The sequence below is a fragment of the Venatorbacter sp. C2-1 genome, from assembly GCF_022832715.1.
Classification (GTDB): Bacteria; Pseudomonadota; Gammaproteobacteria; order Pseudomonadales; family Oceanobacteraceae; genus Venatoribacter; species Venatoribacter alkanivorans.
Window position 1 is genome coordinate 2477230 of sequence record NZ_CP094879.1, and the last position, 23840, is coordinate 2501069.

At 52.9% G+C, this 23840-nt stretch carries 26 protein-coding genes; 15 read left to right on the plus strand and 11 right to left on the minus strand.

The window, feature by feature from the left end; genetic code table 11:
- Window positions 1-51: 51 nt before the first annotated feature.
- Both MT343_RS10950 and MT343_RS10955 read right to left on the minus strand, forming a co-directional pair.
- Complete coding sequence (locus MT343_RS10950; protein ID WP_145468235.1) at window positions 52-711, minus strand: START domain-containing protein; 660 nt, start codon at window positions 709-711, stop codon at window positions 52-54.
- A 163-nt stretch (window positions 712-874) separates the two neighbouring features.
- Window positions 875-1171, minus strand: a complete 297-nt coding sequence (locus tag MT343_RS10955; protein WP_145468233.1) for a BolA family protein — start codon at window positions 1169-1171, stop codon at window positions 875-877.
- A 122-nt stretch (window positions 1172-1293) separates the two neighbouring features.
- Here MT343_RS10955 and MT343_RS10960 point away from each other — a divergent pair, with 122 nt between their 5' ends.
- Window positions 1294-1926, plus strand: a complete 633-nt coding sequence (locus tag MT343_RS10960; RefSeq protein WP_145468231.1) for a hypothetical protein — start codon at window positions 1294-1296, stop codon at window positions 1924-1926.
- Window positions 1927-2018: 92 nt separating this feature from the next.
- Here MT343_RS10960 and MT343_RS10965 read toward each other — a convergent pair whose 3' ends face one another.
- Window positions 2019-2267 carry a hypothetical protein gene (locus tag MT343_RS10965; RefSeq protein WP_145468229.1) on the minus strand — a complete coding sequence of 83 codons (249 nt, stop codon included), beginning with the start codon at window positions 2265-2267 and terminating at the stop codon, window positions 2019-2021.
- Window positions 2268-2416: 149 nt separating this feature from the next.
- Between MT343_RS10965 and ylqF the strand changes: the two genes are divergently transcribed.
- The gene (gene ylqF / locus MT343_RS10970; protein ID WP_145468227.1) at window positions 2417-3328 is read left to right on the plus strand and encodes a ribosome biogenesis GTPase YlqF; all 912 of its coding nucleotides are present in this window, start codon (window positions 2417-2419) and stop codon (window positions 3326-3328) included.
- Here the strand turns inward: ylqF and MT343_RS10975 are convergent.
- Together MT343_RS10975 and MT343_RS10980 are read right to left on the minus strand one after the other, a co-directional pair.
- Window positions 3291-3728: a DUF695 domain-containing protein gene (locus MT343_RS10975; protein ID WP_145468226.1), complete on the minus strand. Its 438-nt coding sequence runs from the start codon at window positions 3726-3728 to the stop codon at window positions 3291-3293. The genes ylqF and MT343_RS10975 overlap by 38 nt on opposite strands.
- An 82-nt stretch (window positions 3729-3810) precedes the next feature.
- Window positions 3811-4698: an MBL fold metallo-hydrolase gene (locus tag MT343_RS10980; RefSeq protein ID WP_145468224.1), complete on the minus strand. Its 888-nt coding sequence runs from the start codon at window positions 4696-4698 to the stop codon at window positions 3811-3813.
- A 100-nt stretch (window positions 4699-4798) separates the two neighbouring features.
- Between MT343_RS10980 and MT343_RS10985 the strand changes: the two genes are divergently transcribed.
- From MT343_RS10985 to MT343_RS11005, 5 genes are all read left to right on the plus strand, one after another.
- A complete protein-coding gene (locus tag MT343_RS10985; RefSeq protein ID WP_145468222.1) occupies window positions 4799-5155 on the plus strand; it encodes an ArsR/SmtB family transcription factor in 357 nt (118 codons plus the stop codon).
- A complete protein-coding gene (locus MT343_RS10990) occupies window positions 5142-6848 on the plus strand; it encodes a SulP family inorganic anion transporter (protein WP_145468221.1) in 1707 nt (568 codons plus the stop codon). The genes MT343_RS10985 and MT343_RS10990 overlap by 14 nt, the downstream gene beginning before the upstream one ends.
- Before the next feature lie 17 nt (window positions 6849-6865).
- Window positions 6866-7051, plus strand: a complete 186-nt coding sequence (locus MT343_RS10995; RefSeq protein WP_145468220.1) for a hypothetical protein — start codon at window positions 6866-6868, stop codon at window positions 7049-7051.
- Window positions 7052-7127: 76 nt separating this feature from the next.
- A complete protein-coding gene (locus MT343_RS11000) occupies window positions 7128-7610 on the plus strand; it encodes a DUF2489 domain-containing protein (protein WP_145468218.1) in 483 nt (160 codons plus the stop codon).
- A gap of 45 nt (window positions 7611-7655) precedes the next feature.
- A complete protein-coding gene (locus tag MT343_RS11005) occupies window positions 7656-8228 on the plus strand; it encodes a YceI family protein (protein ID WP_145468216.1) in 573 nt (190 codons plus the stop codon).
- Between the two features lie 39 nt (window positions 8229-8267).
- Here the strand turns inward: MT343_RS11005 and MT343_RS11010 are convergent, their stop codons facing one another.
- From MT343_RS11010 to MT343_RS11020, 3 genes are all read right to left on the minus strand, one after another.
- Window positions 8268-8489 (minus strand): phosphatase, encoded by a 222-nt coding sequence (locus MT343_RS11010; RefSeq protein ID WP_145468215.1) that lies wholly within the window; start codon window positions 8487-8489, stop codon window positions 8268-8270.
- Between the two features lie 340 nt (window positions 8490-8829).
- Complete coding sequence (gene ppk2 / locus MT343_RS11015; protein WP_145468213.1) at window positions 8830-9690, minus strand: polyphosphate kinase 2; 861 nt, start codon at window positions 9688-9690, stop codon at window positions 8830-8832.
- 63 nt (window positions 9691-9753) lie between these two features.
- Window positions 9754-10749: a GGDEF domain-containing protein gene (locus MT343_RS11020; protein WP_145468212.1), complete on the minus strand. Its 996-nt coding sequence runs from the start codon at window positions 10747-10749 to the stop codon at window positions 9754-9756.
- A gap of 129 nt (window positions 10750-10878) precedes the next feature.
- Here MT343_RS11020 and murI point away from each other — a divergent pair, with 129 nt between their 5' ends.
- The 4 genes from murI to MT343_RS11040 all read left to right on the plus strand — a co-directional run bounded on the left by murI (window position 10879) and on the right by MT343_RS11040 (window position 14530).
- Complete coding sequence (murI, locus tag MT343_RS11025; protein ID WP_145468211.1) at window positions 10879-11733, plus strand: glutamate racemase; 855 nt, start codon at window positions 10879-10881, stop codon at window positions 11731-11733.
- Between the two features lie 54 nt (window positions 11734-11787).
- Window positions 11788-12339 carry a GTP cyclohydrolase I FolE gene (folE, locus tag MT343_RS11030; protein WP_145468209.1) on the plus strand — a complete coding sequence of 184 codons (552 nt, stop codon included), beginning with the start codon at window positions 11788-11790 and terminating at the stop codon, window positions 12337-12339.
- Between the two features lie 41 nt (window positions 12340-12380).
- Window positions 12381-13778: a cardiolipin synthase gene (gene cls, locus MT343_RS11035; protein ID WP_145468208.1), complete on the plus strand. Its 1398-nt coding sequence runs from the start codon at window positions 12381-12383 to the stop codon at window positions 13776-13778.
- Between the two features lie 101 nt (window positions 13779-13879).
- Window positions 13880-14530, plus strand: a complete 651-nt coding sequence (locus MT343_RS11040) for a chalcone isomerase family protein (RefSeq protein WP_145468206.1) — start codon at window positions 13880-13882, stop codon at window positions 14528-14530.
- 90 nt (window positions 14531-14620) lie between these two features.
- Here the strand turns inward: MT343_RS11040 and MT343_RS11045 are convergent, their stop codons facing one another.
- The gene (locus MT343_RS11045) at window positions 14621-15193 is read right to left on the minus strand and encodes an OmpW/AlkL family protein (RefSeq protein WP_145468205.1); all 573 of its coding nucleotides are present in this window, start codon (window positions 15191-15193) and stop codon (window positions 14621-14623) included.
- 328 nt (window positions 15194-15521) lie between these two features.
- Between MT343_RS11045 and MT343_RS11050 the strand changes: the two genes are divergently transcribed.
- Window positions 15522-17300 (plus strand): HAMP domain-containing protein, encoded by a 1779-nt coding sequence (locus MT343_RS11050; protein ID WP_145468204.1) that lies wholly within the window; start codon window positions 15522-15524, stop codon window positions 17298-17300.
- A gap of 72 nt (window positions 17301-17372) precedes the next feature.
- On the opposite strand, the gene MT343_RS11055 is transcribed toward MT343_RS11050, so the two are convergent.
- Window positions 17373-19178 carry an acyl-CoA dehydrogenase C-terminal domain-containing protein gene (locus MT343_RS11055; RefSeq protein ID WP_145468202.1) on the minus strand — a complete coding sequence of 602 codons (1806 nt, stop codon included), beginning with the start codon at window positions 19176-19178 and terminating at the stop codon, window positions 17373-17375.
- 226 nt (window positions 19179-19404) lie between these two features.
- The gene (locus MT343_RS11060) at window positions 19405-21126 is read right to left on the minus strand and encodes an AMP-binding protein (protein ID WP_145468201.1); all 1722 of its coding nucleotides are present in this window, start codon (window positions 21124-21126) and stop codon (window positions 19405-19407) included.
- Window positions 21127-21258: 132 nt separating this feature from the next.
- Here MT343_RS11060 and MT343_RS11065 point away from each other — a divergent pair, with 132 nt between their 5' ends.
- The 3 genes from MT343_RS11065 (at window position 21259) to MT343_RS11075 (ending at window position 23835) form a co-directional block, all read left to right on the plus strand.
- Window positions 21259-22308 (plus strand): AraC family transcriptional regulator, encoded by a 1050-nt coding sequence (locus MT343_RS11065; protein ID WP_145468200.1) that lies wholly within the window; start codon window positions 21259-21261, stop codon window positions 22306-22308.
- A 93-nt stretch (window positions 22309-22401) separates the two neighbouring features.
- Window positions 22402-23469: a fatty acid desaturase family protein gene (locus tag MT343_RS11070; RefSeq protein ID WP_145468198.1), complete on the plus strand. Its 1068-nt coding sequence runs from the start codon at window positions 22402-22404 to the stop codon at window positions 23467-23469.
- A 111-nt stretch (window positions 23470-23580) separates the two neighbouring features.
- Window positions 23581-23835: a DUF2789 family protein gene (locus MT343_RS11075; protein WP_145468197.1), complete on the plus strand. Its 255-nt coding sequence runs from the start codon at window positions 23581-23583 to the stop codon at window positions 23833-23835.
- Window positions 23836-23840: the final 5 nt, after the last annotated feature.

Sequence of the window (23840 nt, forward strand, 5' to 3'; positions counted from 1 at the left end):
TATCAGGAGTTGCGGAACAGCCAGCAATTGCACAGGCGCAATAAAAACCTGTTACTCCCCGCTGGCAATATCACGAATGTGTGGCAGGCGGCTGCTGACATAGGGTTCTTTGGCCACCATTTTGCGCATATTTTTCAAGGTGTAGTATGGCGAATCCACCACCATACTGTTCGCCAGCCAGGCCGGAATGCCACCCGCCGGATCGGCGTGAACCTGATAAATCACGGTAACCCAGCCATCGCCTTCCGGGCGGAATTCCCAAAAGCCTTTCATATTGGTTATGCGGATAAAATCATCGTTGGCCGGAAACACATCGTTACGCACCTGCATATCAACGTGCACCGAATAATCATCAGCCTGAGTGAGAACACTGTAGATAACGCTGTCACGGTCTTTTACTGGCCAGGGTGCTTCCGTCACCATATAAAAAAGACGCTCGTGCTCAGAAACCTGTTCGATCACTTCCAGAGCCCGGCAGTGGTATATCCATTCAGGGCCGGCTTTATTATCTTCGATTAATGCCACCAGCGCCGACAGGGTTGTCTGCAAACGCATTTCACCACGGAACTCGCGCATATCAGACTGCTCAGCCGCACGGGTATACACAATAATCTGCCGCTTGCTGTCTTCTTTTGCCAGTTCCCAGTCAGCCATACAGGCCTGACTTACCATTAAAGACGCTATCACCAGCAGACGAGTAACCAACCACATAAATAGATCCCGCTATGCTTTATTGCAGGTGGAGCATGCCTGCACTTTGATTATCACTGTAGGTGCACATCAGCCAAAATCGTACTGGCAATAACCGCAGATTCACAGCGAAGGCCGGCCCGGAAGCCAGCCCGCCACTATCATGCCCCCGGGACAGCTCCGGTCAATGACCGCCCTGACACTGAGGCGACGGCGGCACGGTCGCATCCTGCCACTCCTGCGGAGAATAAAGATGCAAAGCCAGAGCATGTACCGGCCCGGTCAGCTCTTCAGCCAGCAGCTGATACACACGCTGATGACGGGCAACAGGCCGTTTGCCATCAAATTCCGCACTGACCACAACCAATTTGAAATGTGATTCAGTAGCAGGCCCGGCATGCATGTGGCTTTCGTTAAGGATATCGAGGTGCAGAGGGGATAAAACGGCAAGTTTAGCGGCGATGGAGTCAGCGGTGTTCATAATCAGTCCATAAGAAAAATGACAATAATGGCTACTATAAAACAACCACGGACGGTTGCACAAAACCTATGTAAACATATACAGTACCGGACTGAATTTGAACCACCAGACGGAAGCCAATCATGCAGGATATCGATACCACCAGCACCCAATCTCTTGTTGACCGTTACTACGAAGAAGAGAAAGCAAAACGTGAACGCGAACAGACCCTGGCCGCTTTTACCATGCGCATGGACGCTAATGATCTGGCCATGCTTAACGTTATTGCCCGCCGCTTCCGCAAGAACCGCGATGAAATTGCTCAGGAAGTGCTGTCCAACGCCCTGATCGATCTGTTTGCCCGTTTGGATGCCGGCGAACGCAAGCTGCTGGCCCGCGATGCCGATGAAGCTGCCCGCTCACTGGCCGATGAAATCGCCGAAGAAAACGGCATTCACAGCGTTGAGATCAAGACCGGTGTCTGGGCCAACCACGACCGTCAGATCACCAAAATTGAGCGCAAAAAAGCCAAAATGCAGGAATCCGGCAACCGTCCGCAAAGCAACAGTGCCGATAACGATGATGCAGATGCAGATGCTGATGATGAAGCAGCAGCACAGACTGGTAACCAGGCGGATAATCAGCCAATGACTGCACAGAACGACAGTGCTCCGGCTGTAACGATGACAACAGAGCCGGAAAACACAGACCAGAGCACCGAAGAAACAACTGAACACAAAGAAGAAAGCCAGCCAATGTCGATGTTTGGCAGCTGATCAGTACAGAAGCCAGAGCTGCCCAGCAGCTCTGGTGTACTTTATATAACCCGCACGCTTAGCGCCGGGGCTGAACCGTCGATCATAGACAGCTATTTACGCCACAGACGCAGTTCCCGGAACTCCCCCGGCCCCGCCTCTACCCAGACCACCTCGGCCTGATCTGAAAAAACAAATTTATTGCCGAGCAGAAAGCCTGCCCGCCGCCGACCGGACACCGTTGCTGAGGCCTGCCGCCCCTGCTTCTTGGCACTCCGGGCAAAATCTTCTGGTAAGACATCCATAGTTGTCTCCAATCCGATCAATTTCACCTTGCCGCATGAGGTTAAAATAACCCGCAATTATGACAGTCCAGTGTCGGAGATTTTCACCGGTAACGCAGTAATCAGTCATACTCAGGCCACTGCGTACAAGTGAGCGGTTGCTCTCCACTGGCCTTGCTTTACAATGTGCCGCCCTTTTAATCACTCGTCAATTGGAAAGCGTCACTATGGCAATTCAATGGTTCCCAGGGCACATGAACAAAGCCCGCAAGAAAATCAGCGAAGCGATGCCAGACATCGATATCGTGGTCGAAGTGCTTGACGCCCGCCTGCCCTACTCCAGCACCAACCCTCTGGTTGACGAGCTGCGTCGTGATAAAACCTGCATCAAAGTGCTGAACAAGGCCGACCTTGCGGACCCTAAGGTTACCCAGCAATGGGTCGACTATTTCGGCAAGCAGCACAATACCCAGGCCATTCCACTGGTTGCTGAAGACCGCAATCAGGTTAAAAAGCTGATCGCACTGTGTAAAAAACTGGGAGCGGCACGGCTGGAGAAAAAGCTCTCCATCCGGGTGATGATTATGGGTATTCCCAATGTCGGTAAATCCACCCTGATCAACGCACTGGCCGGGCGCTATATCGCCAAAACCGGTAATGAGCCGGCGGTGACCAAAGCCAACCAGATGATCGACCTGAAAAACGGCATCGTGCTGTCCGACACACCGGGGATTCTCTGGCCCAAGTTTGAGAACGAACACAGCGGCTATCGTCTGGCGGCCAGTGGCGCCGTCAAAGACACCGCCATGGAATACACCGACGTTGCCACCTATGCCCTGGGTTATCTGCTTGATCAGTACGCCACCGAGTTGTCAGCCCGTTTCCGCTTTAAGGAATTACCGGCCAGCGCATCCGACGCACTGAACACCATTGCCGCCAAACGCGGTTGTCTGAAGCCCGGCGGTATTGCCGATCTGCATAAAGCGGCGGAGTTATGTCTGCATGAATTGCGGGCGGGAAAGATAGGCCGGATCACGCTGGAAAACCCGGCCATTGTCGAAGCGGAGCTGGCGGAAATTGAAGAACGCCGGCTGGAGGCGCTCAGGCTTCTGGACGAATCGCCTGATACACCTGCGTAAAGGTCTGCCACTGAGGGTCTTCATCGGCCACCACCTCAATCGGGTACAAGCCCTCGCCGGTGGGAATGCGGTCAAGACCTTCTTTTAACAGCTCAATATCTTTGCAGTAGATAATCCACTGGCACACTCCGTCATGGGTAATCACCATAGTTACCAGTGCATTTTCTGCCGGTTCAAGCTGTTGCTGCAGGTGCTCACCGAAGGTCAGGATTTTGCTTTGTTCGGCCAGACCGGGAAAGCCGGTGCTGTCATCGACGCTGCCGGCGTTCCAGGCAATCTGCACGCACAACGGATAGCTTTCCGATTGGCGGGCAAGCTCCCAGTCTTCGCGGTACTGAATACTGATGGGCTTGTCATTCAGACTACCGGTAGCCCTGACCCAACGGTTGTTCGCCAGCATGGCTTATTCCTTTTTGTTTGGTTGCATTCAGACTAATAGAAATCGGTGCAAATGCCAAAAAGTCATTGCCATACACGCCCCGTCAGAGCAGGTTTAACGGCAGTTTCAGGTAAGACACACCATTATCTTCCGCCTGCGGAAACGCCCCGGCGCGGATATTCACCTGCAGCGATGGCAGAATCAGCCGCGGCATATCCAGCCCGGCATCACGTTCCGTGCGCATTGTGATAAAGGAAGCTTCACTGACACCGGCTTTTACATGGATATTTGCCGCCCGCTGCTCCGCAACGGTTACGGCCGAGCAAACCGGCCGCTCAGACGGCGGATAGTCATGGCATAAATGCAGCACAGTCTCTTCCGGTAAGGCCAGTAAACGCTGTACCGACTGATATAAAGTCGCAGCATCACCACCGGGGAAATCACAACGGGCCGTACCGACATCCGGCATAAACAGGGTATCGCCGACAAACACATCGCGCTGATTCACCTGATAGCTGACACAGGCCGGGGTGTGACCCGGAGTGGCCATTACATCAATGCGGCTGTCGCCAAGCTGCAGGCTATCCCCCTCACTGACCAGCAGGTCAAACTGATGGCCATCGGCGATAAAGCCTTCCCCCTCATTGAAGATCTTCTTAAAGGTGCCCTGCACCTGACAAATCGCGGCACCGATAACGATGCGCGCACCGCTTTGGCTGCGGATGTAATCCGCCGCGGTCAGGTGGTCGGCATGGGCATGGGTTTCCAGTACATAATCCAGCGTCAGAGACTGCTCCCTGACCCCGGCGAGAATGGCGTCAATAAAAGCCGTACTGGTACGTCCGGATTTCTGATCAAAGTCCAGTACCGGGTCGATAATGGCCGCACGGGCAGTACTTTTATCGACCAGCAGATGGGTAAAGGTGAAAGTATCTTCGTGGAAAAATGTCTCGATGCTGATCACTGCTGCATCAGTTGGCTGGTGGGTCATTACGGCCTCCGGCGATAAAATTCAAAGTGATTATATTAGCATATTCTTATTTAGCAATATTTGATATACACTTTAAAGAGCGCTGTCCGGAACACACATCATGATTAATCACGACGCCCTTGATCACCACCGCCAGGATGCTGTCCGCCTGCTGAAGGCTCTGGCCAACGAACACCGTCTGACCATTCTCTGTTGCCTGCGCCATGGTGAAATTTCGGTCAGCGAACTGATCAGCCGTCTGCCGCTGAGTCAATCGGCCCTGTCCCAGCATCTGGCCTGGCTGCGCAGTGAGCATCTGGTGCATACCCGCCGCAGCGCCCAGAATGTCTATTATCAGCTCAGTGACGACAAAGCCGAACGCATCATCAATGTCCTGAACAGCCTCTATTGCGATATCCAGCCAGAAACAACAGCGCCAATGCCACACCGGGAGATCAATCCGCATGCACCTGACTAACACCTTCTCCGGATATCAGCGGCGCTGGCTGATGCCGGATATTACCGCCGGACTGGTTGTCGCTGCACTGATCACACCGCAAGCCATGGCCTACGCCCTGTTGGCCGGCATGCCGCCACAGGCCGGGCTTTATGCCGCGCTGCTGCCGGTACTGGCTTATGCCCTGCTGGGCAGCAGCCCGGTGCTAGCCGTTGGTCCGGTGGCTGTTATTTCTCTGATGACCTTTGAAGCCTTACATACGCTGGCAACTCCGGGCAGTGCGGATTATCTGCATATGGCCAGTGCTCTGGCATTGCTGACCGGGCTCTGGCTGCTGCTGTTTTACCTGATTGATCTGGGGCGCTGGACAACCTTTATCAGCCACTCGGTGATCTCCGCCTTTACCAGCGCAACCGCCATTCTGATTGTAATCAGCCAGCTGAAATACATAACCGGTATTCCCCTTCCCGGTGGCGGCTCGCTGTGGCAAACACTGACACACCTCAGCCATGATTATCCGCAGGCACAGGCCGGTGCGTTACTGATGGCGCTGGCCGCGGTCACCCTGCTGTATGGCTGGCAGTGGCTGATGCCCAAAGCGACCCGCCGCCTGCCAGCCTGGCTCAGCAGTCTGCTGAATAAAGCTGGCCCACTGGCGGCTGTTGCCCTGGGGATTGCCACAGTACAAACGGCGGGGCTTACGATCGCCACCATCGGTGAGCTTCCTGCCGGACTACCCGCACCTGCGCTGCCATCACTGTCTGCGGAACAGTGGCAGGCATTATTACCAGCCGCTGCCATCATCGCGCTGATTGGTTATCTGTCCAGCCTGTCGGTGGCCGAGGCTCTGGCACCGCGCCAACTAGTAGACTCCGGCCACACACCCGCTCCGCGTCTGCGCACTAATCAGGAGTTACTGGCTCTTGGTATCGCTAACCTCAGCGCGGCTGTCAGCCAGGCATTTCCTGTGGCAGGCGGTTTCGGCCGCAGTGTGGTTAACCGCGCAGCCGGTGCCCGCACGCAGCTGGCTTCCGTGGTGACCGTCATACTGGTGGCACTCGTCTGTCTGTTTGCCAGCCGCTTATTTGTCGATCTGCCCTATGCCGTACTGGCCGTGATTATTGTCAGTGCAGTCTTGCCGCTGATCAGTTTCAGTGACGCCCGCCGTGCCTGGCGCTTCCAGAGAAGTGATGGTCTGGTATGGCTGATAACATTCATCGCCGTACTGGCTGCCGGCGCGGTGGATGGCATTCTGCTCGGCATGGTGCTCTCTCTGGCACTGTATCTGCGCCGCTCCAGCGAACCACACATTGCCGAAATCGGCCGGGTCGGAGACAGCGATCATTTCCGTAACGTCAAACGCCATCAGGTTATTACCTGTCCGCAGGTGCTGATGATCCGCGTTGATGAGAACCTGTATTTTGCCAACAGTCAGTATCTGGAGGATGTCATCTGCCAGCGCCTGCAGAGCAGTCAGGATATCCGCCACGTAGTGCTGGTCGGCAGCGCCATTAACCATATCGACTTCAGCGGTTTTGAAACCCTGCAGCATTTGCTGAACACGTTACGTGCTCAGAATATTCAGCTGCATCTGGCCGAAGTCAAAGGTCCAGTGATGGATCAGCTGGGTAAAACCAGCCTGCTGGACGACCTGTCTCCCGGAAAGATTTTTTTCACCGCCAGTGAAGCGTTACGCACCCTTGGCCACTGCTGACCCTGTCGGAGCAAACGATGATTAACAAAACAGATAGCAGTGCAGATCCTGCGGCAACGAAAGATTGCAGTGCTGATGATACGAACAAACAGCGCAGCGACGGCCGTTTCTATCAGGTTCAGCCACAACGGGGAGCGGCACGTTTGCGTGTGCGCTACCGTGAAGGCACGACCCGCGACTCCGGTTGCCGTCTGTGTCGCTAATCCCCCAGTAACTGCAGGTTAATTTCTCCACCACGACAGGCTATGATGCCCGGCCTGCTATGTGACGGAGCCTTTCATGATTCTGACTTACAGCCTGATTATTCTGGGTCTGTTAATTATCGCCCTGCTGGCCGGTTACGCCTGGCGCCTGACCCGTCAGGTTAAGGTTGTTGAACAACGTCAGCAGGAAGAAGAAGCTCAGGCGGCCATGCAGTTGCGTAACCGCCAGCTGGAATTGCTGCAGGATATCCGTTTTATCGCCCGTGCAGTCCTCGACGAACAGTGCGAAATTACCGAAGGCGTGTTACGCATCCAATACCTGATGTCTGCGCTGGACCCCGCAGTATGGGAACAGGATGAACTGTGCACCGTACGCAGCCATTATCAGTCAACATCATCAATGCCGATTCTGGATGCTTACAAACAGCTGTCCCGTAAAGAGCAGTTCAAACTGGATCAGCAACGCTGGACACTGGAAAACGAAAACAAAACCGGTATTGAACGCGAACTGCGCTGGCTGGTCAGTTATTCTTTCCCGGCGGTTACTCTTATTCAGTAAGCGCCAGTCCGCTAACCCGTCGATAACAAAGACAAGGAAAACATCATGCGCCCTATACTATTTGCTTCTGCCCTGCTGTTCAGCGCTTTTACTCAGGCTGAGTGGACATTGCAGTCCCCCTCGACCCTCGCCTTTCTGACCACCAAAAATACTCATCTGACCGAAGTACACCACTTCCGCAAAATCAGCGGCAAAGTGACCGATCAGGGGATGGCTGAGCTGAATATCGATCTGACCAGCATTGATTCCGGCATTCCGATCCGCGATGAACGCATGCAGGAATTCCTGTTTGAAACCAGCAGCTTCAGCAGCGCAACCTTCAGCGCTGCCATCCCGGCCGATGCCATGAAAAAAGCGCGCGACGGTATCAGTCAGACACTGGATCTGAAAGGTAAACTGATGCTGCATGGCAGCGAAGAAGAAATCAGCGTGCCGGTAATGATTGTTCCGGCACAGGACAAACAAGTGGTGATCACCAGCCTGCAGCCAGTACTGGTGCAGGCTGACAGCTTCGCCCTGACCGCCGGTATTCAGAAACTGCGTGACATTGCTAAGCTGGAACGCATTGCCGAAGTGGTACCCGTCAGCTTCACCCTGACCTTCAGCCCGGCTCAATAAATCAGACCGGACTGCAGGCAACAACACCTGCAGTCCGTTTCAGCCTTTGGCGCGCTTCTGTGCCAGCTTCAGTAACTGCTCAATATCGGTGACGGTGTCGTTCATTGCGCTCATCACCACAGTATTCAGCGCCGACTCGATCAGCACCTCAAGGCTGCCAAAATGGTAGTCACCAATCTTGTCGGACAGATCCTGTCCCAGTTCGTTACGGAAATTCTGCACAATTCTCTGCGCGTGCTTACGATGAGGTCTGTCCTGCATGTTATGTCCTAGGGCCTGTTAACACTAATTAAACAGGCCTGTTATTGGCTAAAAATTTCTCAAACAAGGCGCTGAGAGTGTGGGATGTTCAGCACATCCCTGTGCTTCCCCCCTTCGGGGTTGGCACGCCAATCTGTTCCAGACAGATTGGTAACGAGTTAAGCGAGCGAACAGCAACGCAGGATGAGGGATTTTTAGCCATAACCCTTCGGGCTGAGGCCAGTTTTCCCCATTAACTTCGTCGTTCGTTATTCATTTAGCCCGCTAATATCACTTCTCTCTCCTTGCTCTGAGAAAAACTGGCGCTCAGCAGGCCGGATTCACTGAGTATTAACAGGCCCTAGCAGTCCATAGACTGAGTGGCAGGCTGAATAATCAGCGGATCGGGCGTCAGATCAAGCGAGGTCGATTTATTGGTGTAATCCAGCTGATTCAGCACATGGCGCATGGTATTCAGCCGCGCACGCTTTTTGTCGTCCGAGCGCACCACCGTCCAGGGCGCATCCAGATGATTGGTGTAATAAAACATGGCTTCTTTGGCTTCGGTGTAATCATCCCATTTATCCAGTGATGCCAGATCAATCGGGCTGAGTTTCCATTGCTTTAACGGGTCAACCTGACGACTCTGGAAGCGCCGCAGCTGCTCCTGACGACTGACGGAAAACCAGAATTTGATCAGATGAATTCCCGAGCGTACAAACATGCGCTCAAGCTCGGGCACCTCGCGCATAAACTCCATATATTCGGTATTACTGCAAAAGCCCATCACCCGTTCCACACCTGCACGGTTATACCAGGAGCGGTCGAACATCACGATTTCCCCCGCCGCCGGCAGATGCTGCACATAGCGCTGGAAATACCACTGGGTACGTTCGCTGTCGCTGGGTTTTTCCAGCGCCACAACATGGGCACCACGCGGATTCATATGCTCCATAAAGCGCTTGATGGTGCCACCTTTGCCGGCCGCATCGCGCCCTTCAAACAACACGACGACTTTTTGCCCGGTTTCCTTTACCCAGCTCTGCATTTTTAACAGTTCAATCTGCAGGCTTTGCTTTTCCTGCTCGTAGCGTTCGCGGGTCATGCGCTCGCCGTACGGTAAATGCAGGGTTTTTTCCGGTTCTGCCGGAGGGGCTTTATCGGCAGGTGTTTTATCCACGGGAAGTATCAGAGGATATGGGTGAGAAGCGGAATCGGACATGACACCTCCGGTCGGTTTAAAACAAGACTTTAACCGAAGCAGTGAACCGGTATTTGATACCCGTCACTGTTCGGCACTGACAAAGCAATCGCGGCCATTACGTTTGGCCTGGTAGAGATAGCTGTCGAGATGATCAATGATCTGCCCCAGCTCCAGATTCTGATGCGGACGCGGGGTAACAGAAACAAAGCTGCCCGAAGCCGTCATCGGCACCGGTTGTTGCAGATCATTGTGTACGCTCATCGAACGAATGGCCTGCTGCACCCGCTCAACCACGGCGCGCAACTGGTCAGGCTGGCAACCTGGCAACAGTACGGCAAACTCTTCGCCGCCCAAACGGCCGATATGATCGGTCGGACGCATCACACTCTTCAGTGTCCGGCACAGCATTTTCAGCGCCCGGTCGCCGGTGCCATGACCATGCACATCATTCACCCGCTTAAAGTGATCAAGATCGAGCAATATCATGGCAAACACATGGTACTGACGCTGACCCCGCGCCCATTCACGCTGATAAGCCCGCTCAAAACCACGACGGTTTTCAGCACCGGTTAAAGGGTCGGTCAGAGCCAGCCGAGCCTGCTCTTCCGACTGCTTAACCATCATCAGGCAGGCGGCAATCACCGCCGCCAGATGCTGCATAAAATCGGTGGCCATACCGCCCTGAAAGCGTGCCGGACTGGTCGAGTACAGGCGTAACTGCCCCAGATACACATCGTTGCGCAACAAAGGTAAGGCCAGACCACTCTGCCAGGGAGGCGGTGGCGCAATCGGGGCAGCATCAATAATAGGAACACGGCTCTGAAATTCGAGCTGATTCAGCAGCACCCCCTGCTCCAGATCGAGAGACTGCAGCATTGCAGCTTTTAACTCACCGTCGGGATCACACACTTTGAGGGTTGCAGCATCCAGGTCGAACTGCGCAGGCAGACCATCAAGCAACAGGGTAAGAAAATCAAACCAGGTCTGGCAGGACAGTAACTGCAGCTCAAACGCCTGCAGGCGGCGCAACAGCGCTTCATTGCGCCGGGCGTTATCCAGTAATTCCTGTAAATCCACTCAGTTACAGCTCCTTTTCCGTCCAGAGCAGTATAGTTGCTTCCTGTCATTTCGCGCTCGCTGCGCCGCGCTGCAGATATAAACAGAAACATTTGCTAAACTGCCGCGCTTTCCATAACCAGTACCGCCATGAAGCCATCGGTTTTGATCTTCGACTCCGGCGTCGGAGGACTCAGCATTCTCAGTGAAGTGCGACAGCTGTTACCGCACCTGTCACTGCATTATCTGATGGATAACGAAGCATTTCCTTACGGTCTGAAAACCGATGAAGAACTGATCCCCCGTGTGCTTCAGGTCTGTACAAGCGCGGTACGGGAGTTAAAGCCCGATCTGCTGATCATCGCCTGTAACACGGCCAGTACGCTGACTCTGCCTCAGCTGCGACAGCAGCTGGATATTCCAGTCGTTGGGGTTGTACCGGCCATTAAAGTGGCCGCGGCTCTTGCAGCAGAACAGGCCGCGGAGCAGACAGACAACACCGCAGCCGGTTGCCATATTGGCCTGCTGGCTACTCCGGCAACCGTGAACCGGACGTACACCGATGATCTGATCCGTGATTTCGCCGGACACTGCAACGTGCGCCGCTTCGGCAGCAAAGAACTGGTGCAGTGGGCCGAAGACTGGATCACTCACCAGCAACCGCCGCAGGATCTGTTCACTCACCTGGATCAATGGCTCAGACAACCCGAACCGCTGTCCCATGTGGTTCTTGGTTGCACGCATTTTCCGTTACTGAAAGCACAGCTGCAGCAGCTGTGGCCCAACGTCTGCTGGGTTGACTCTGGTGCAGCCATCGCCCGCCGTGTGGCCGACCTGTTGCCGGCCGGCACAGCAGCGGACGGTAATGGTTTTCTGCAGTGTTTCTGGACGGATGTAGCCAAAGAACCGGGCGGCGCGATCCGTTATCTCGAAGCGCTCGGCCAGTTAAGTCGCTGCGCTGTGTTACCGGCAGATAATTTCTTATACAAAAACCAGTTTGTATAAGTTTTATGAAATTGAGTAAAATGCTCAGGTATTTAAATTAACAACGGTATAGACATGTCAAATCTCGAATCCCTGTACCAACAGGTACTGGCGGAACTGGGCGAAAACGTTGAGCGTGAAGGCCTTCTGGATACGCCAAAGCGCGCCGCCAAGGCAATGCAATTCCTCACCAGCGGTTACACCACCGACCTGCACGAAGTAGTCAACAAAGCTGTTTTCACCAGCGACAACGATGAGATGGTGGTGGTTCAGGGCATCGAGTTTTATTCCCTGTGTGAACACCACATGCTGCCGTTTATCGGCCGCTGCCATATTGGCTACCTGCCTTCTGGCAAAGTCCTGGGCTTGTCAAAGTTTGCCCGTATTGTCGACATGTTCGGCCGTCGTCTGCAGATTCAGGAAAACATGACCAAGCAAATTGCGGAAGCCGTGGAAGAAGTGACCGGTTGCCGCGGCGTTGGTGTGATCGTCGAAGCGCAGCACATGTGCATGATGATGCGCGGTGTGCAGAAACAGAATTCGATGATGCGTACTTCAGTGATGAAGGGCGACTTCCGTTCAAACGCAGCAACCCGTGACGAATTTATGCGCTTGATTGGCCTCTGATAATCCCGTTTACTCAGGCCATGATGAATTAAGGGGAAATCATGCCGGAGCAAGCGTGGTGGATATGGCCGCTGCTGCTGTACACCTTTGGGGTACTGGCAGCCATTGATGCCCTGTGGCAGGGAAGAACGTCTCAGGGCACCATTGCCTGGGTGCTGGGCTTATTGCTGATGCCTCTGGTTACCCTGCCCCTTTACGCGTTCTTTGGCAGCCGCCGCTTTCATGGCTATCTGCGCGCCCGCCGCCATGGTGACCACAGTCTGAGTTTTATTGCTGATCAGGTGCAGGCGGGACTTGAACACTTTGCCCTGCCCCCTGGTCACCTTACACGCCCTCTTTATCCTCTTTTCCGCCTGCCACAAATTGCCGGCAATCAGTGCCGGTTATTAACGGATGGAGAAACCACCTTCAGCACCATGTTCCGGCGTATTGCTGAAGCCAGGCGTTATATTTGCGTACAGTTTTATATTCTGCGCAACGACGATACCGGTCAGGAACTGGCCCGCCTGTTATGCCAACAGGCCCGTTCCGGTGTTGCGACCTATCTTCTGTACGATGAAATTGGCAGTCGCAGCCTGGGCCGGCATTTTCTGAAACCTCTGGAAGATGCCGGGGTACGGGTATCACGCTTTAATCCGCTGCAACTGCGCAACCGGACTCAACTGAATTTCCGTAATCACCGTAAACTGGTGATCTGCGACGGCGAATATGCCTACGTTGGTGGCTATAACGTCGGTAATGAGTACCGTGGCAACAGTCAGAAAGACGGCTTCTGGCGCGACACCCATGTCGAAATCCATGGTCCGGCGGCACTCAGTTTTCAGTTATCTTTTACCGAAGACTGGCACTGGGCCACTCAATATATCCCAACCATTGAATGGAACAGCAGCCCGGCGACCGGTGATAACAATGTGATGTGCATTGCCTCTGGCCCCGCCGATGAAACCGAAAGTGCCAGCCTGTATTTCACTCACCTGATTCACAGCGCACAGGAACGCTGCTGGCTGGTCAGCCCCTATTTTGTGCCGGACCAGAGTCTGGTCAGCGCCCTGCAGCTGGCTGGTCTGCGCGGTATTGATATCCGCATTCTGGTGCCGGAAAAAAGCGACAGCTGGCTGGTACAACAGGCTATGCGCGGTTATATCCAATCCCTCAGCCGCTGCAACGTGCGCTTTTTTACCTATAAAAAAGGCTTCCTGCATCAGAAAGTACTGCTGATCGACAATGAATGGAGCAGTATCGGCAGTGCCAACCTCGACAACCGTTCCCTGCGGATTAATTTTGAAATCGGCGCGCTGATCCAGAGCCGGAGTTTTGCCAGCGATGTTGAAAGCATGCTGCAAATTGATTTCGACCATTCCGAACCAACGCAAATAAGCCAACACTGGTGGCCCGTGCTGCTGGCCAAAACAAGCCGCTTACTCGCACCTTTGCTTTAACCGCCAACCACAGTTTGATGAATTAATTATGACAATCATTGCCCCGGCATGCTCAGGGGCATAGAGTGAAGACATAACAATAAGAAACCAGAGGGATCGCCATGGTTAATCTGTTATTCCGCAAAGCACTCAAACATCCGCTCGTATCGGCTCTGCAACCCGCTCTGCTGATCTCTTTGCTCGCACTGAGCGCAACCAGCCACGCACGCACAATAGAAGGTTTTGAATTTCCGGAAATTCTGCCGCAATCCACCGATCATCCGGAGTTGCAGCTGAACGGCGCCTCAGTACGCACGTTGTACTATCTGGTCGATACCTACGTTGGTCTGTTGTATGTCGAATCCCCATCCGCCGATGCCAGTCAGCTCATCGAACAGGAAAGCTACAAACGCATCGTTTACCACATTCTGGTGAATCGCGTCAGCGGACGCCGTATCGCCACGGCGATGTATGATGCCCTGCAACTGAACATTAGCAGCGACGAGGCCGAACAGATGGATGAACGGCTGGATATGCTGGTAAAAATGTTTGACGGAAAACTGGAGCGCGGTGATGCAGGTTATGTCGACTATGTGCCCGGTGTTGGTTCACGGGTAGTCATCAACGACGAGGTGAAAGGTGTTTTGCCCGGTAAAGATCTGTATGACGCCTTACTGAAAATCTGGATCGGCGAATATCCGGTATCCCATCGTTTTAAAAATGAAATTCTGGGCCTGACTGACCAGCAGCATGCCAACATTGCTGCAGATTAAATTCTTAACAAATAACTTCTCAATCAATAAAAACAGATAAAACAAAAAAGCCACGCAATGCGTGGCTTTTTATTTGCTTCCGTTCTGTTATCAGAACTTCATGCCAGCGCCGACCATAAATACCAGCGGGTCGATTTCAACATCAGTACCGGAACCATTCAGCTCAGAATCAATGTCGATTTTCCAGACAGCCACGTTAGCCAGCAGATTATCACCCAGGTCATAGTTCAGACCTGCAGAGTAAGACAGACCCCAGCTTTTGCCCAGATGGTCAACACCATCTTCATCGAAGAAGAAGGTATGGTTAACACCCAGACCTACATAAGGCTGCAGCTTGGAAGCCGGATCCATCAGGTAATACTGGGCAGAGACAGTTGGTGGCAGATGTTTGGTCGTAGCAACACGATCCCCACCGGCATATACACCATGCTTAAACGGTGTTGCCGCCAGCACTTCCACGCCCACCTGAGGAGCCACCATATAGGTCAGGGTCAGACCCAGCTGTGTATCATCCCCTACAGTAACACCATCGATACCACTGTCTTTTTTCGGATTCACGTTAACAACACCAGCCTTAACAATAATATCACCGGCTTCATAAGCCAGAGCTGGCATTGCAGAAACCGCGACTGCGCTTGCTAACAAAGTTTTCAACAGTTTCATTCTGTGTTCCTCATCTATGCTTAAAAGATGAGCTCAGGTTAACGGTTAATCCGGGGTGCCATTTGATGCAAATCAAGAAATAAAAATGGTTAGGCTTATACCCCCAAAGAAGTTGTGACAAATCAACTTCGGACGACATTAACCGCCATTTTCAGCGCTTCTGGCATGAGTATTTCATTGTTTTATCGCAATAAGGCCGCCAGAATGAATAACACTGGCCTGAAATTGCCAGCACAGAGCAGCCCAGACCGTAACGATAGCCATCATTACAGTCATGCTGTAAACCAGGTTAAGCCACAGACCAGACAACTGACTGCGAAGCATTAATTTGAACAATCCAGCCAGCAACAAGAACTACGTATCCATCGGCCGCAAGCTGCTCTCCTACCTGCTTGCCTTCAGTTTCGTGACCACCCTCGCCGCTTTTCTGTACATCCTCATGTCCGATTATCAGCGCGGCATGAGCAGTTATGATAAAAACCTGCACCAGATTCAGACCAGTTACCAGCAGAGCATCAGTTACAGCCTCTGGAATTTTGATTCACGCCAGATTGAGTCTCAGCTCAACGGTATTCTTAACTTCCCCGGCGTGGTCTACGTCTACATCGAAAACCGTGGCAACGTGCTGCACAGTGCAGGCGATGTCTACGGCCAGTCTGACCAACGCTATTCTTTCGCCCTTGATTATCAGAGCGCCGGCCAGTCCTACCATCTGGGAAATCTGCACCTGAACCTGGATTACGCCGGGCTGTACAACGAACTCAAACACAAAACCGTAAATATCCTGCTGACGCAGTTTATTAAAACTTTTTCCGTTTCGATCTTTGTGCTGTTTATTGTCCATCAGGTGATTACCCGGCGCCTTGGCCGGATGGCGGAATGGGCCAGCCAGTTCAGTCTGAACAAACTGGATCATCCTCTGGTGCTGAACGATCCGCCGCATAAACGGGACGAGCTGAATATGGTGGCCGATGCCATTAACCGTATGCGTGACACTCTGCAGCAGGATGTTGATGAGCGCGAACGCGCGCGGATGCAGCTGGAAAACACCAAAGAACAGCTCAGCATGGCCATTAATAATGCCGCAATTGGTTTTTGCCGCTATCAGCCGGACAACGACAGCTTCGAATGCAACAACCACTTTGCCAACCAGCTGGCCAGTACCGAACTGGAGCTGGAAAGCATGAAGCATCCAATGGACCGGCTGATGGATATGATCAGCGGCCCGCATGGGGTGGAGCAAAGAGAACGGATTAACAAACTGCTGCAGGGGCGCATCGCACGTATTCATGATGAGTTCTGCCTGTACAACTTCCGCCAGGAAGAATGCTACTTCGATATCACTCTGCAGATCACCCGTTATGATGAAAACCGCCCGCAACAGATATTAATCTGCGTAGTTGACCGGACCAAAGAACAGATTGCCCGGCGCCATGCGCAGGAACTGACCATCTCACTGGAGAATAAAGTCACGCAACGCACAGAAGAACTATATAACGAGCAGTTGCGCACTAAAGCCACGGTACAAAAGCTGGAATCCGAGCTGGAGCAGATGAATGCCAGTGAGCGTCAGCAGCAACAGAAAAAAATCAACCACCTGCTGCTTAATCAACTTGAGCATCTGGCTAAACATATCCATCAGCCGGAAATGTTGCCCGGCATTCAGGTGTTTCTGCAGTATCTGCGCATTACCACCCAGGATACACGCACCAGCATCAACCTGACTCACTGCATTGAAGGCTGGCTGAATCAGGCACAGGAACTGCAATCAATAGAAGTTAACCGGCTGTTGCCCTTCTCGCTGATTATTGAAGAAAACCCGAATCTTATTCACTTTCTGTTTGATTACCTGTTGCTGAAAGATCCTGCATTGCAGTATTGCCGCAAGCTGGATCTGCAACTCCGCCTGGTCGACGATATGGTTCTGACCAGTATCGATTTTCACCTGAACGCTCCATTTGAAGCCGGACAGATTACTCCTGACAGCGAATTTTACGCGCTGTGTGATCATATAATTTCACTGCGTTTTGATGGCGCACTGCAGCGCCAGCTTAAAACGCCCACGCAACTGCATCTGGAATTCAGTCTGGATATGGCACGGCTGTAAATTCACCGTAATTTCAGTAATAACAGAAACAAAAAAGCCCGGCCATGCCGGGCTTTTTTGTTTTCTTCAGAATCAGAAAGCGAAATGCTCTTCTTTCATCTGCATCAGGGTTTTCGGATCCTTCAGCATCATTTTGGCATGGCCTTTTGCCCGTGGCAGCAGACGGTCAAAATAAAACTCAGCGGTATGAATTTTAGCCTGATAAAAATCACGGTCACCTTTAGCGGATTTAATACCACTGTAAGCTTTATCAGCCATCTGTGCCCAGAAATATGCCATCACCACATAACCGGAGAACATCAGATAATCCACCGATGCCGCACCCACCATATCGCGGTTTTTCGATGCTTTGTAAGCAACACGGAAGGTATTGATACGCCATTGCAGCATATAGCGCTTCAGTTGTTTGATCAGCGGCTTCATTTCTGCACGGTTCTCATGAGTTTTAATAAAAGCCGTGACTTCTGCACGGAATTCATTAAAGGACTTCAGTTTACCCAACAGAATTTTACGGCCCAAAAGATCCAGCGCCTGCACACCGGTTGTACCTTCATACAGCTTGGCAATCTGGGTATCACGAACAATCTGCTCCATGCCCCACTCTTTAATAAAGCCATGGCCACCGTAAACCTGCACACCGTGGTTAGCCGCTTCATAACCCAGTTCGGTCAGGAAAGCTTTCAGAATCGGAGTCAGAAAACCCAGCTTGTCGTCAAACTGTTCGTAGCCTTTATTGTCACCACGATCGTGTGCAGCCATCATAAAGTCGGCCAGACGGGCGGCGTGATACAGCATCGCACGACCACCTTCAGCGATGGCCTTCTGGGTCAGCAGCATACGGCGCACATCCGGGTGCACAATCAGCGAATCAGCCACTTTATCCGGATGCTTGGTACCGCTCAGCGAGCGCATGGAGCGACGGTCTTTGGCGTAAGGCAGAGCGCCCTGGAAAGACAATTCAGCCGCACCAACGCCCTGAATCGAAGTACCGATACGGGCTGTGTTCATAAAGGTAAACATACACATCAGACCTTTGTTTTCCGGTCCGATCAGAAAACCTTTGGCACCGTCAAAGTTCATTACACAGGTGGATGAACCATGAATGCCCATTTTTTCTTCAATGGAACCACAAGCCACCGGGTTGCGGTCACCCAGTGAGCCATCAGCGTTCACATGGAATTTCGGCACAATAAACAGCGAAATACCTTTCGTGCCTTCCGGCGCACCCGGCAGGCGGGCCAGTACGATATGCACAATCTGCTCAGTCAGATCATGTTCTCCGGATGAGATAAAAATCTTGGTGCCGGTCAGGCTATAGCTGCCATCACCATTAGGCTCGGCTTTGGTTTTTACCTGACCCAGGTCGGTACCGCACTGCGGCTCAGTCAGACACATAGTGCCGGTCCAGCGACCTTCGGTCATAGGCACCAGATAAGTCTGCTTTTGCTCTTCGGTACCGTGCATGTAAATGGTGTTCATCGCCCCCAGCGACAGGCCCGGATACATACCCCATACCCAGTTGGCCGTACCAATCATCTCGGATTTGATCACGCCGAGAGACAGAGGTAAGCCCTGACCGCCATAAGCAACCGGTGCCGACATCCCCTGCCAGCCCCCCTCAACATACTGACCGTAAGCTTCTTTAAAGCCTTTTGGTGTGGTGACTTCACCGTCATTCCACACACAGCCTTCATCACCAACCTGATACAGCGGAGACACCACTTCCTCACTGAAGCGCGCGGCTTCGGTCAGAATGGCATCAACCATTTCCGGCGTTGCTTCATCGCCACCCGGAATGTTTTTGTAATGGGACTGAAAATCGAATACATCGTTAATCAGAAACTGAATATCTTTAAGTGGAGCCTTGTACTGAATCATTTGCACATCCTCAGAATAACGCGGAACTCAGGGCAACAATGGACTGCCCGCTATCGGGTAAAAATGTGCGGCGATTTTGGCAACAGCCGGCCCCAGCGCCATTGGCTACGCGGCCGATGCTGCGCGTCACTTGGGTAACCTGTCGGAGGTTGGCGGTCAGATGCCGGAGGCTGAAATAAAAAAACCCGCGTCAGGCGCGGGCTTTTTTACTCAGGGCTGGAGCCAATCAGGCTGGCTCAGCCTGCTTTTTTGCTTCTTCATCCTTCAGTTCACGACGCAGAATCTTACCAACCGGAGTCATTGGCAGCTCGCTGCGGAACTCTACATGACGCGGCACTTTATAAGCGGTCATGTTTTCACGGCAGTGTTTCTTGATTTCTTCCACGGTCAGGTTCGGGTCGGTTGCAACCACGAACAATTTCACCGCTTCACCGGTTTTGTCATCCGGTACACCGATAGCGGCACAGTTTTCAACCGCCGGGTGCATCGCGACCACGTCTTCAATTTCGTTCGGATAAACGTTAAAACCGGATACCAGAATCATATCTTTGATACGGTCAACGATCTTCACAAAGCCGTCTTCATCAATCACCGCAACGTCACCGGTACGCAGCCATTCACCATCCGCAGTAAAGCTGTCGGCGGTTGCTTCCGGACGGTTCCAGTAGCCTTTCATTACCTGCGGGCCTTTAACACACAGCTCGCCACGCTCACCGACGGCCACTTCATTACCTTCCGGATCGATACACTTCAGCGCAGTACCGGGAACGGCCTGACCAACAGTACCCATCTGCTCCAGACCACCGGCCGGGTTCATACACACCGCAGGCGAGCATTCAGTTAAACCATAGGCTTCAGAGATGCCACAGCCGGTTGCTTCTTTCCAGCGACGGGCCGTGTCTTCCACCAGCGCAGTACCGCCTGACAGCGTCAGCTTCAGCTGGCTGAAATCGCAGTTCTTGAATTCAGGGTGGTTCAGCAGTGATACAAACAGCGTGTTCAGGCCAATAAATCCGGTCAGCTGATGTGGCTTGATCATACGCACGAACATATTGGTGTCGCGCGGATTGGCAATCAGGATGCTGTGATCACCCAGTTCAAACAGCGCCATCAGATGCACGGTGAAAGAATAAATGTGGTACAGCGGCAGCGGCGCCACCACTTTCACACCGGTATCCGGCTTGATTTGCTGACCATTGCTGTCGGTCTGGCTGAGCATGGCGCGGGCCTGCATCATGTTGGCGACCAGATTGCGGTTGGTCAGCTCAGCGCCTTTGGCCACACCGGTTGTACCACCGGTGTACTGCAGAATAATGGTGTCATTCGGGTTCTTGATGTAGTTGGCGACAAAACCGCCAAACTTAGCGCCCTGTGCCAGTGCCTTACGGAACGGAATGGCATCCGGCAGGTTGTAAGCCGGAACCATTTTCTTCACGTATTTGGCTGCGGCGTTGATCAGTGTACGTTTCGGGAATGGCAGCATATCGGCCAGACTGGTCACGATAATATGCTTCAGACCGGTTTCCGCGCGGATGTTCTGTACCGATTTGGCAAAGACATCCATACACACCAGCGCCTTGGCACCGGAGTCATTAAACTGGTGCAGCATTTCCCGTTCGGTATACAGCGGGTTGGTGTTAACCACCACCATACCGGCACGCAGGGCACCGTACATGGCAATCGGGAATTGCAGGATATTCGGCATCTGAATGGCGATACGGTCGCCGGGCTTCAGAGTGGTGTGATTTTGCAGGTAAGCAGCAAAGGCTGCGCTGTATTCGTCAATCTGACGATATGTCAGGGTGTAGCCAATGCTGGTAAAGGCGGCACGGTCGGCATAACGCTGAAATGCGCTTTCCACCACTTCCACTACTGCATTGTATTTATTCAGATCGATTTGATCACTGACACCAGGTGCGCGCTTGCCGTCCCAGAAAGATGCTTCCACAGGGTTCCCCTTCAGAATTCAGGTTTTTGTTTTTTTAATGGCCAAAACTATGACCGAAAGCCGCGTTGAGTTAAAGAGGAAAACGTGACATGCTTCCGGTCATAACACGCCAACTGAAACATTCCGACCACTATGTCACAGTCCTCCGCTGCCAGCCGGGCATTTATCGGCACTGAATATCTGTCACAACTGATTGACCTGCTCGCCCAGCAGGGGATCAGCACCGCACAGTTAGCTCAGGGCACCGGTCTGAGTGGTAAGACGCTGGCTTCTGCACAGGAATTTATCTCCCCCCTGCAGTATCACAAGGTGGTGGAGAATGCTTTGGCGCTGAGCGGCGATCCGCTGCTCGGGCTGGAGCATGGAAAACGGATGAATATTTCCAGCCATGGCTTTCTCGGCTTTGCCATTATGGCCAGCGATACGCTGGGGCAGGCACTGTCTCTGGCCATCCGTTATGCCCGCACCCGCACCCTGCTGGCCGATATCCGTTTTCTGCATGATCACGACACCGCCATCATTCAGATCAACCGTCTGGCCGCCATGCCAAGCACCTTCAGTTTTGTCGTGCAGAATATTATTTCAACGCTGGTCACCATTGCCCGCTTTCTGACCCAGAACAGTGAAGAACTGACAGCCGTAGCCAAATTTACCGATGCCCCGGTGCGCCCGGGTTCCTGTTACGAAGGCGTTCTCGGCATTCCGGTGATGTTCAACCAACCACACAATCAGCTCTGTATACCAGCCTGGCTGCTGGATACTCCGGTATCTACCGCCAACACCACCGCGCGGCGTATGGCAGAAGCCGAATGTGAAAAGCAGCTGGCCGAACTTGATCGTGGCCAGGATCTGGTAACCCAGATCCGCCGCCGCCTCGACCGTATGGATGCGTTTCCGACGCTTACCGTTATGGCTAAAACGCTGAACTCCAGCCCGCGCACCATTAACCGCCAGCTGGCCCAGCTGAACACTACCTATCAGAATATTATTGATGAGGCACGGCGCGAACAGGCCCTGCATCTGCTGCTGGAAACCAATACCTCGGTGGAAGATATTGCCCACCAGCTGGGTTACAACGACCCTTCAAACTTCGGCCGTGCCTTCCGTCGCTGGCTGGGGGAATCACCACGGGCTTTCCGTAAAAGAGCACGGGAGCAATATCCTGCTCAGCCCGACGAATAAAGTGCTGGTACGCAGCAGCAATCCTGAGACGGGCGTTTTACAAAATCTCAAACTCAGGTAGCATGGCGGCAACGATAACAATCATAATAAATCATGAATCAGGTTCATTTTCCTGCCGGCCAGCGCCCGGTATATCAGCAGCTTTCCGCTCAGGTTAATCAGTACTTCCAGCAGCAGGGCATTGCCAAAAGCGGTGACCAGCGTCTGTACCGTAAAGCCATTCTTATTTTGCTGCTGTTTAGCGCCAGCTATGCCGCCCTGCTGTTACTGCCTGCACCCTGGAGTCTGGCCGCCTGGTTTATACATGGTATAGCCACCGCCCTTGTGGGTTTTAACGTGATGCACGATGGCGCTCACGAATCTTTCAGCCGCTCACGGCGTCTCAACCGGCTGGCCGCTCTTACCTTTAATCTGATCGGCAGTAACCGTTTTTACTGGGCACAGAAACACAACCGCAATCATCACAGCTTTACCAATGTGGACGAGGTTGATGAAGACATTGATGCGCTGGGGCTGTTCCGAATGAGCCCGCACCAGCGTCGTTTCTGGTTTCACCGTTATCAGCATATTTATGTCTGGCTGCTGTATCCGCTGACCAGTCTGTTCTGGTTTTTTGCTCTCGACTACAAAGCATATTTTCGCCAGAAAATCGCACAGCGGCCGTTCAGCCATCGCTTATCCGCCGCAGATCATCTGGAATTCTGGGCCAGCAAGTTGCTGTATCTGCTGATTTATATCGCGCTGCCGCTGAGCCTTGCCGACGGCACCACCGTTATTACCGGCTTTTTACTGATGCATGCCATCTTAGGCTTTTTATTTGCTGTGGTATTTCAGCTCGCTCACATAGTCGAACAGGCGGAATTTCCGCAGCCCACGGCCGATGGCAGCATGGAAGACGAATGGGCGGCACACCAGTTACGCACCACCGTCGACTTTGCCACCGACAGCCGTTTCCTGACCTGGGCTCTGGGAGGGCTGAACTTTCAGGTCGAACACCACCTGTTTCCCCGGGTCAGTCATATTCACTACCCAGCACTGCACCGTTTACTGCAGGAGTCCTGCAACCGTCAGGGTCATTCTATCCGCAGTTATCCCAGCCTCGGCGCGGCACTGAAAGGTCATTACCATCATCTGCGCCAGCTTGGCCGCAGCGACGGATAGGCAACACTCTTCCAGCAAGCTGCTAAACTGAACATTGAGAGTTTTAACCGCTGATTTCTGAACTAAATCAGAGGATTACCAAAAATACACTCATGTTTCAGGAGTATGCTCATGGAATCGCCAGTACACAGCCTTAACGGCCTGTTTGCACAACTCGGCCTGCCAAACTCCGACCAGAATATCGCCGATTTTATCGAGCAGCATAAACCCGTTGCAGACAATAAAAAGCTGGCCGAACTCGACTTTTTCAATAATTCACAGCAGGCATTTCTGCGTGAATCGCTGGCTCAGGATGCTGACTGGGCCGAGGTTATCGATACCCTCGACAGCCTCCTGCGCCATGCCGCTGACATCCGTCCCTGCTGATTACT

Excerpts from the sequence above, each read along its gene's own strand:
- MT343_RS11070 (WP_145468198.1), top strand. The coding sequence starts at position 22,402 with ATGAATCAGGTTCATTTTCCTGCCGGCCAGCGCCCGGTATATCAGCAG.
- MT343_RS10985 (WP_145468222.1), top strand. The coding sequence starts at position 4,799 with ATGATTAATCACGACGCCCTTGATCACCACCGCCAGGATGCTGTCCGC.
- MT343_RS10955 (WP_145468233.1), bottom strand. The coding sequence starts at position 1,171 with ATGAACACCGCTGACTCCATCGCCGCTAAACTTGCCGTTTTATCCCCT.
- MT343_RS10975 (WP_145468226.1), bottom strand. The coding sequence starts at position 3,728 with ATGCTGGCGAACAACCGTTGGGTCAGGGCTACCGGTAGTCTGAATGAC.
- MT343_RS10990 (WP_145468221.1), top strand. The coding sequence starts at position 5,142 with ATGCACCTGACTAACACCTTCTCCGGATATCAGCGGCGCTGGCTGATG.
- MT343_RS11045 (WP_145468205.1), bottom strand. The coding sequence starts at position 15,193 with ATGAAACTGTTGAAAACTTTGTTAGCAAGCGCAGTCGCGGTTTCTGCA.
- ylqF (WP_145468227.1), top strand. The coding sequence starts at position 2,417 with ATGGCAATTCAATGGTTCCCAGGGCACATGAACAAAGCCCGCAAGAAA.
- folE (WP_145468209.1), top strand. The coding sequence starts at position 11,788 with ATGTCAAATCTCGAATCCCTGTACCAACAGGTACTGGCGGAACTGGGC.
- MT343_RS11010 (WP_145468215.1), bottom strand. The coding sequence starts at position 8,489 with ATGCAGGACAGACCTCATCGTAAGCACGCGCAGAGAATTGTGCAGAAT.
- MT343_RS10950 (WP_145468235.1), bottom strand. The coding sequence starts at position 711 with ATGTGGTTGGTTACTCGTCTGCTGGTGATAGCGTCTTTAATGGTAAGT.
- MT343_RS11065 (WP_145468200.1), top strand. The coding sequence starts at position 21,259 with ATGTCACAGTCCTCCGCTGCCAGCCGGGCATTTATCGGCACTGAATAT.
- MT343_RS10980 (WP_145468224.1), bottom strand. The coding sequence starts at position 4,698 with ATGACCCACCAGCCAACTGATGCAGCAGTGATCAGCATCGAGACATTT.
- MT343_RS11040 (WP_145468206.1), top strand. The coding sequence starts at position 13,880 with ATGGTTAATCTGTTATTCCGCAAAGCACTCAAACATCCGCTCGTATCG.
- MT343_RS11005 (WP_145468216.1), top strand. The coding sequence starts at position 7,656 with ATGCGCCCTATACTATTTGCTTCTGCCCTGCTGTTCAGCGCTTTTACT.
- murI (WP_145468211.1), top strand. The coding sequence starts at position 10,879 with ATGAAGCCATCGGTTTTGATCTTCGACTCCGGCGTCGGAGGACTCAGC.
- MT343_RS10960 (WP_145468231.1), top strand. The coding sequence starts at position 1,294 with ATGCAGGATATCGATACCACCAGCACCCAATCTCTTGTTGACCGTTAC.
- MT343_RS11055 (WP_145468202.1), bottom strand. The coding sequence starts at position 19,178 with ATGATTCAGTACAAGGCTCCACTTAAAGATATTCAGTTTCTGATTAAC.
- MT343_RS10995 (WP_145468220.1), top strand. The coding sequence starts at position 6,866 with ATGATTAACAAAACAGATAGCAGTGCAGATCCTGCGGCAACGAAAGAT.
- cls (WP_145468208.1), top strand. The coding sequence starts at position 12,381 with ATGCCGGAGCAAGCGTGGTGGATATGGCCGCTGCTGCTGTACACCTTT.
- ppk2 (WP_145468213.1), bottom strand. The coding sequence starts at position 9,690 with ATGTCCGATTCCGCTTCTCACCCATATCCTCTGATACTTCCCGTGGAT.
- MT343_RS11000 (WP_145468218.1), top strand. The coding sequence starts at position 7,128 with ATGATTCTGACTTACAGCCTGATTATTCTGGGTCTGTTAATTATCGCC.
- MT343_RS11075 (WP_145468197.1), top strand. The coding sequence starts at position 23,581 with ATGGAATCGCCAGTACACAGCCTTAACGGCCTGTTTGCACAACTCGGC.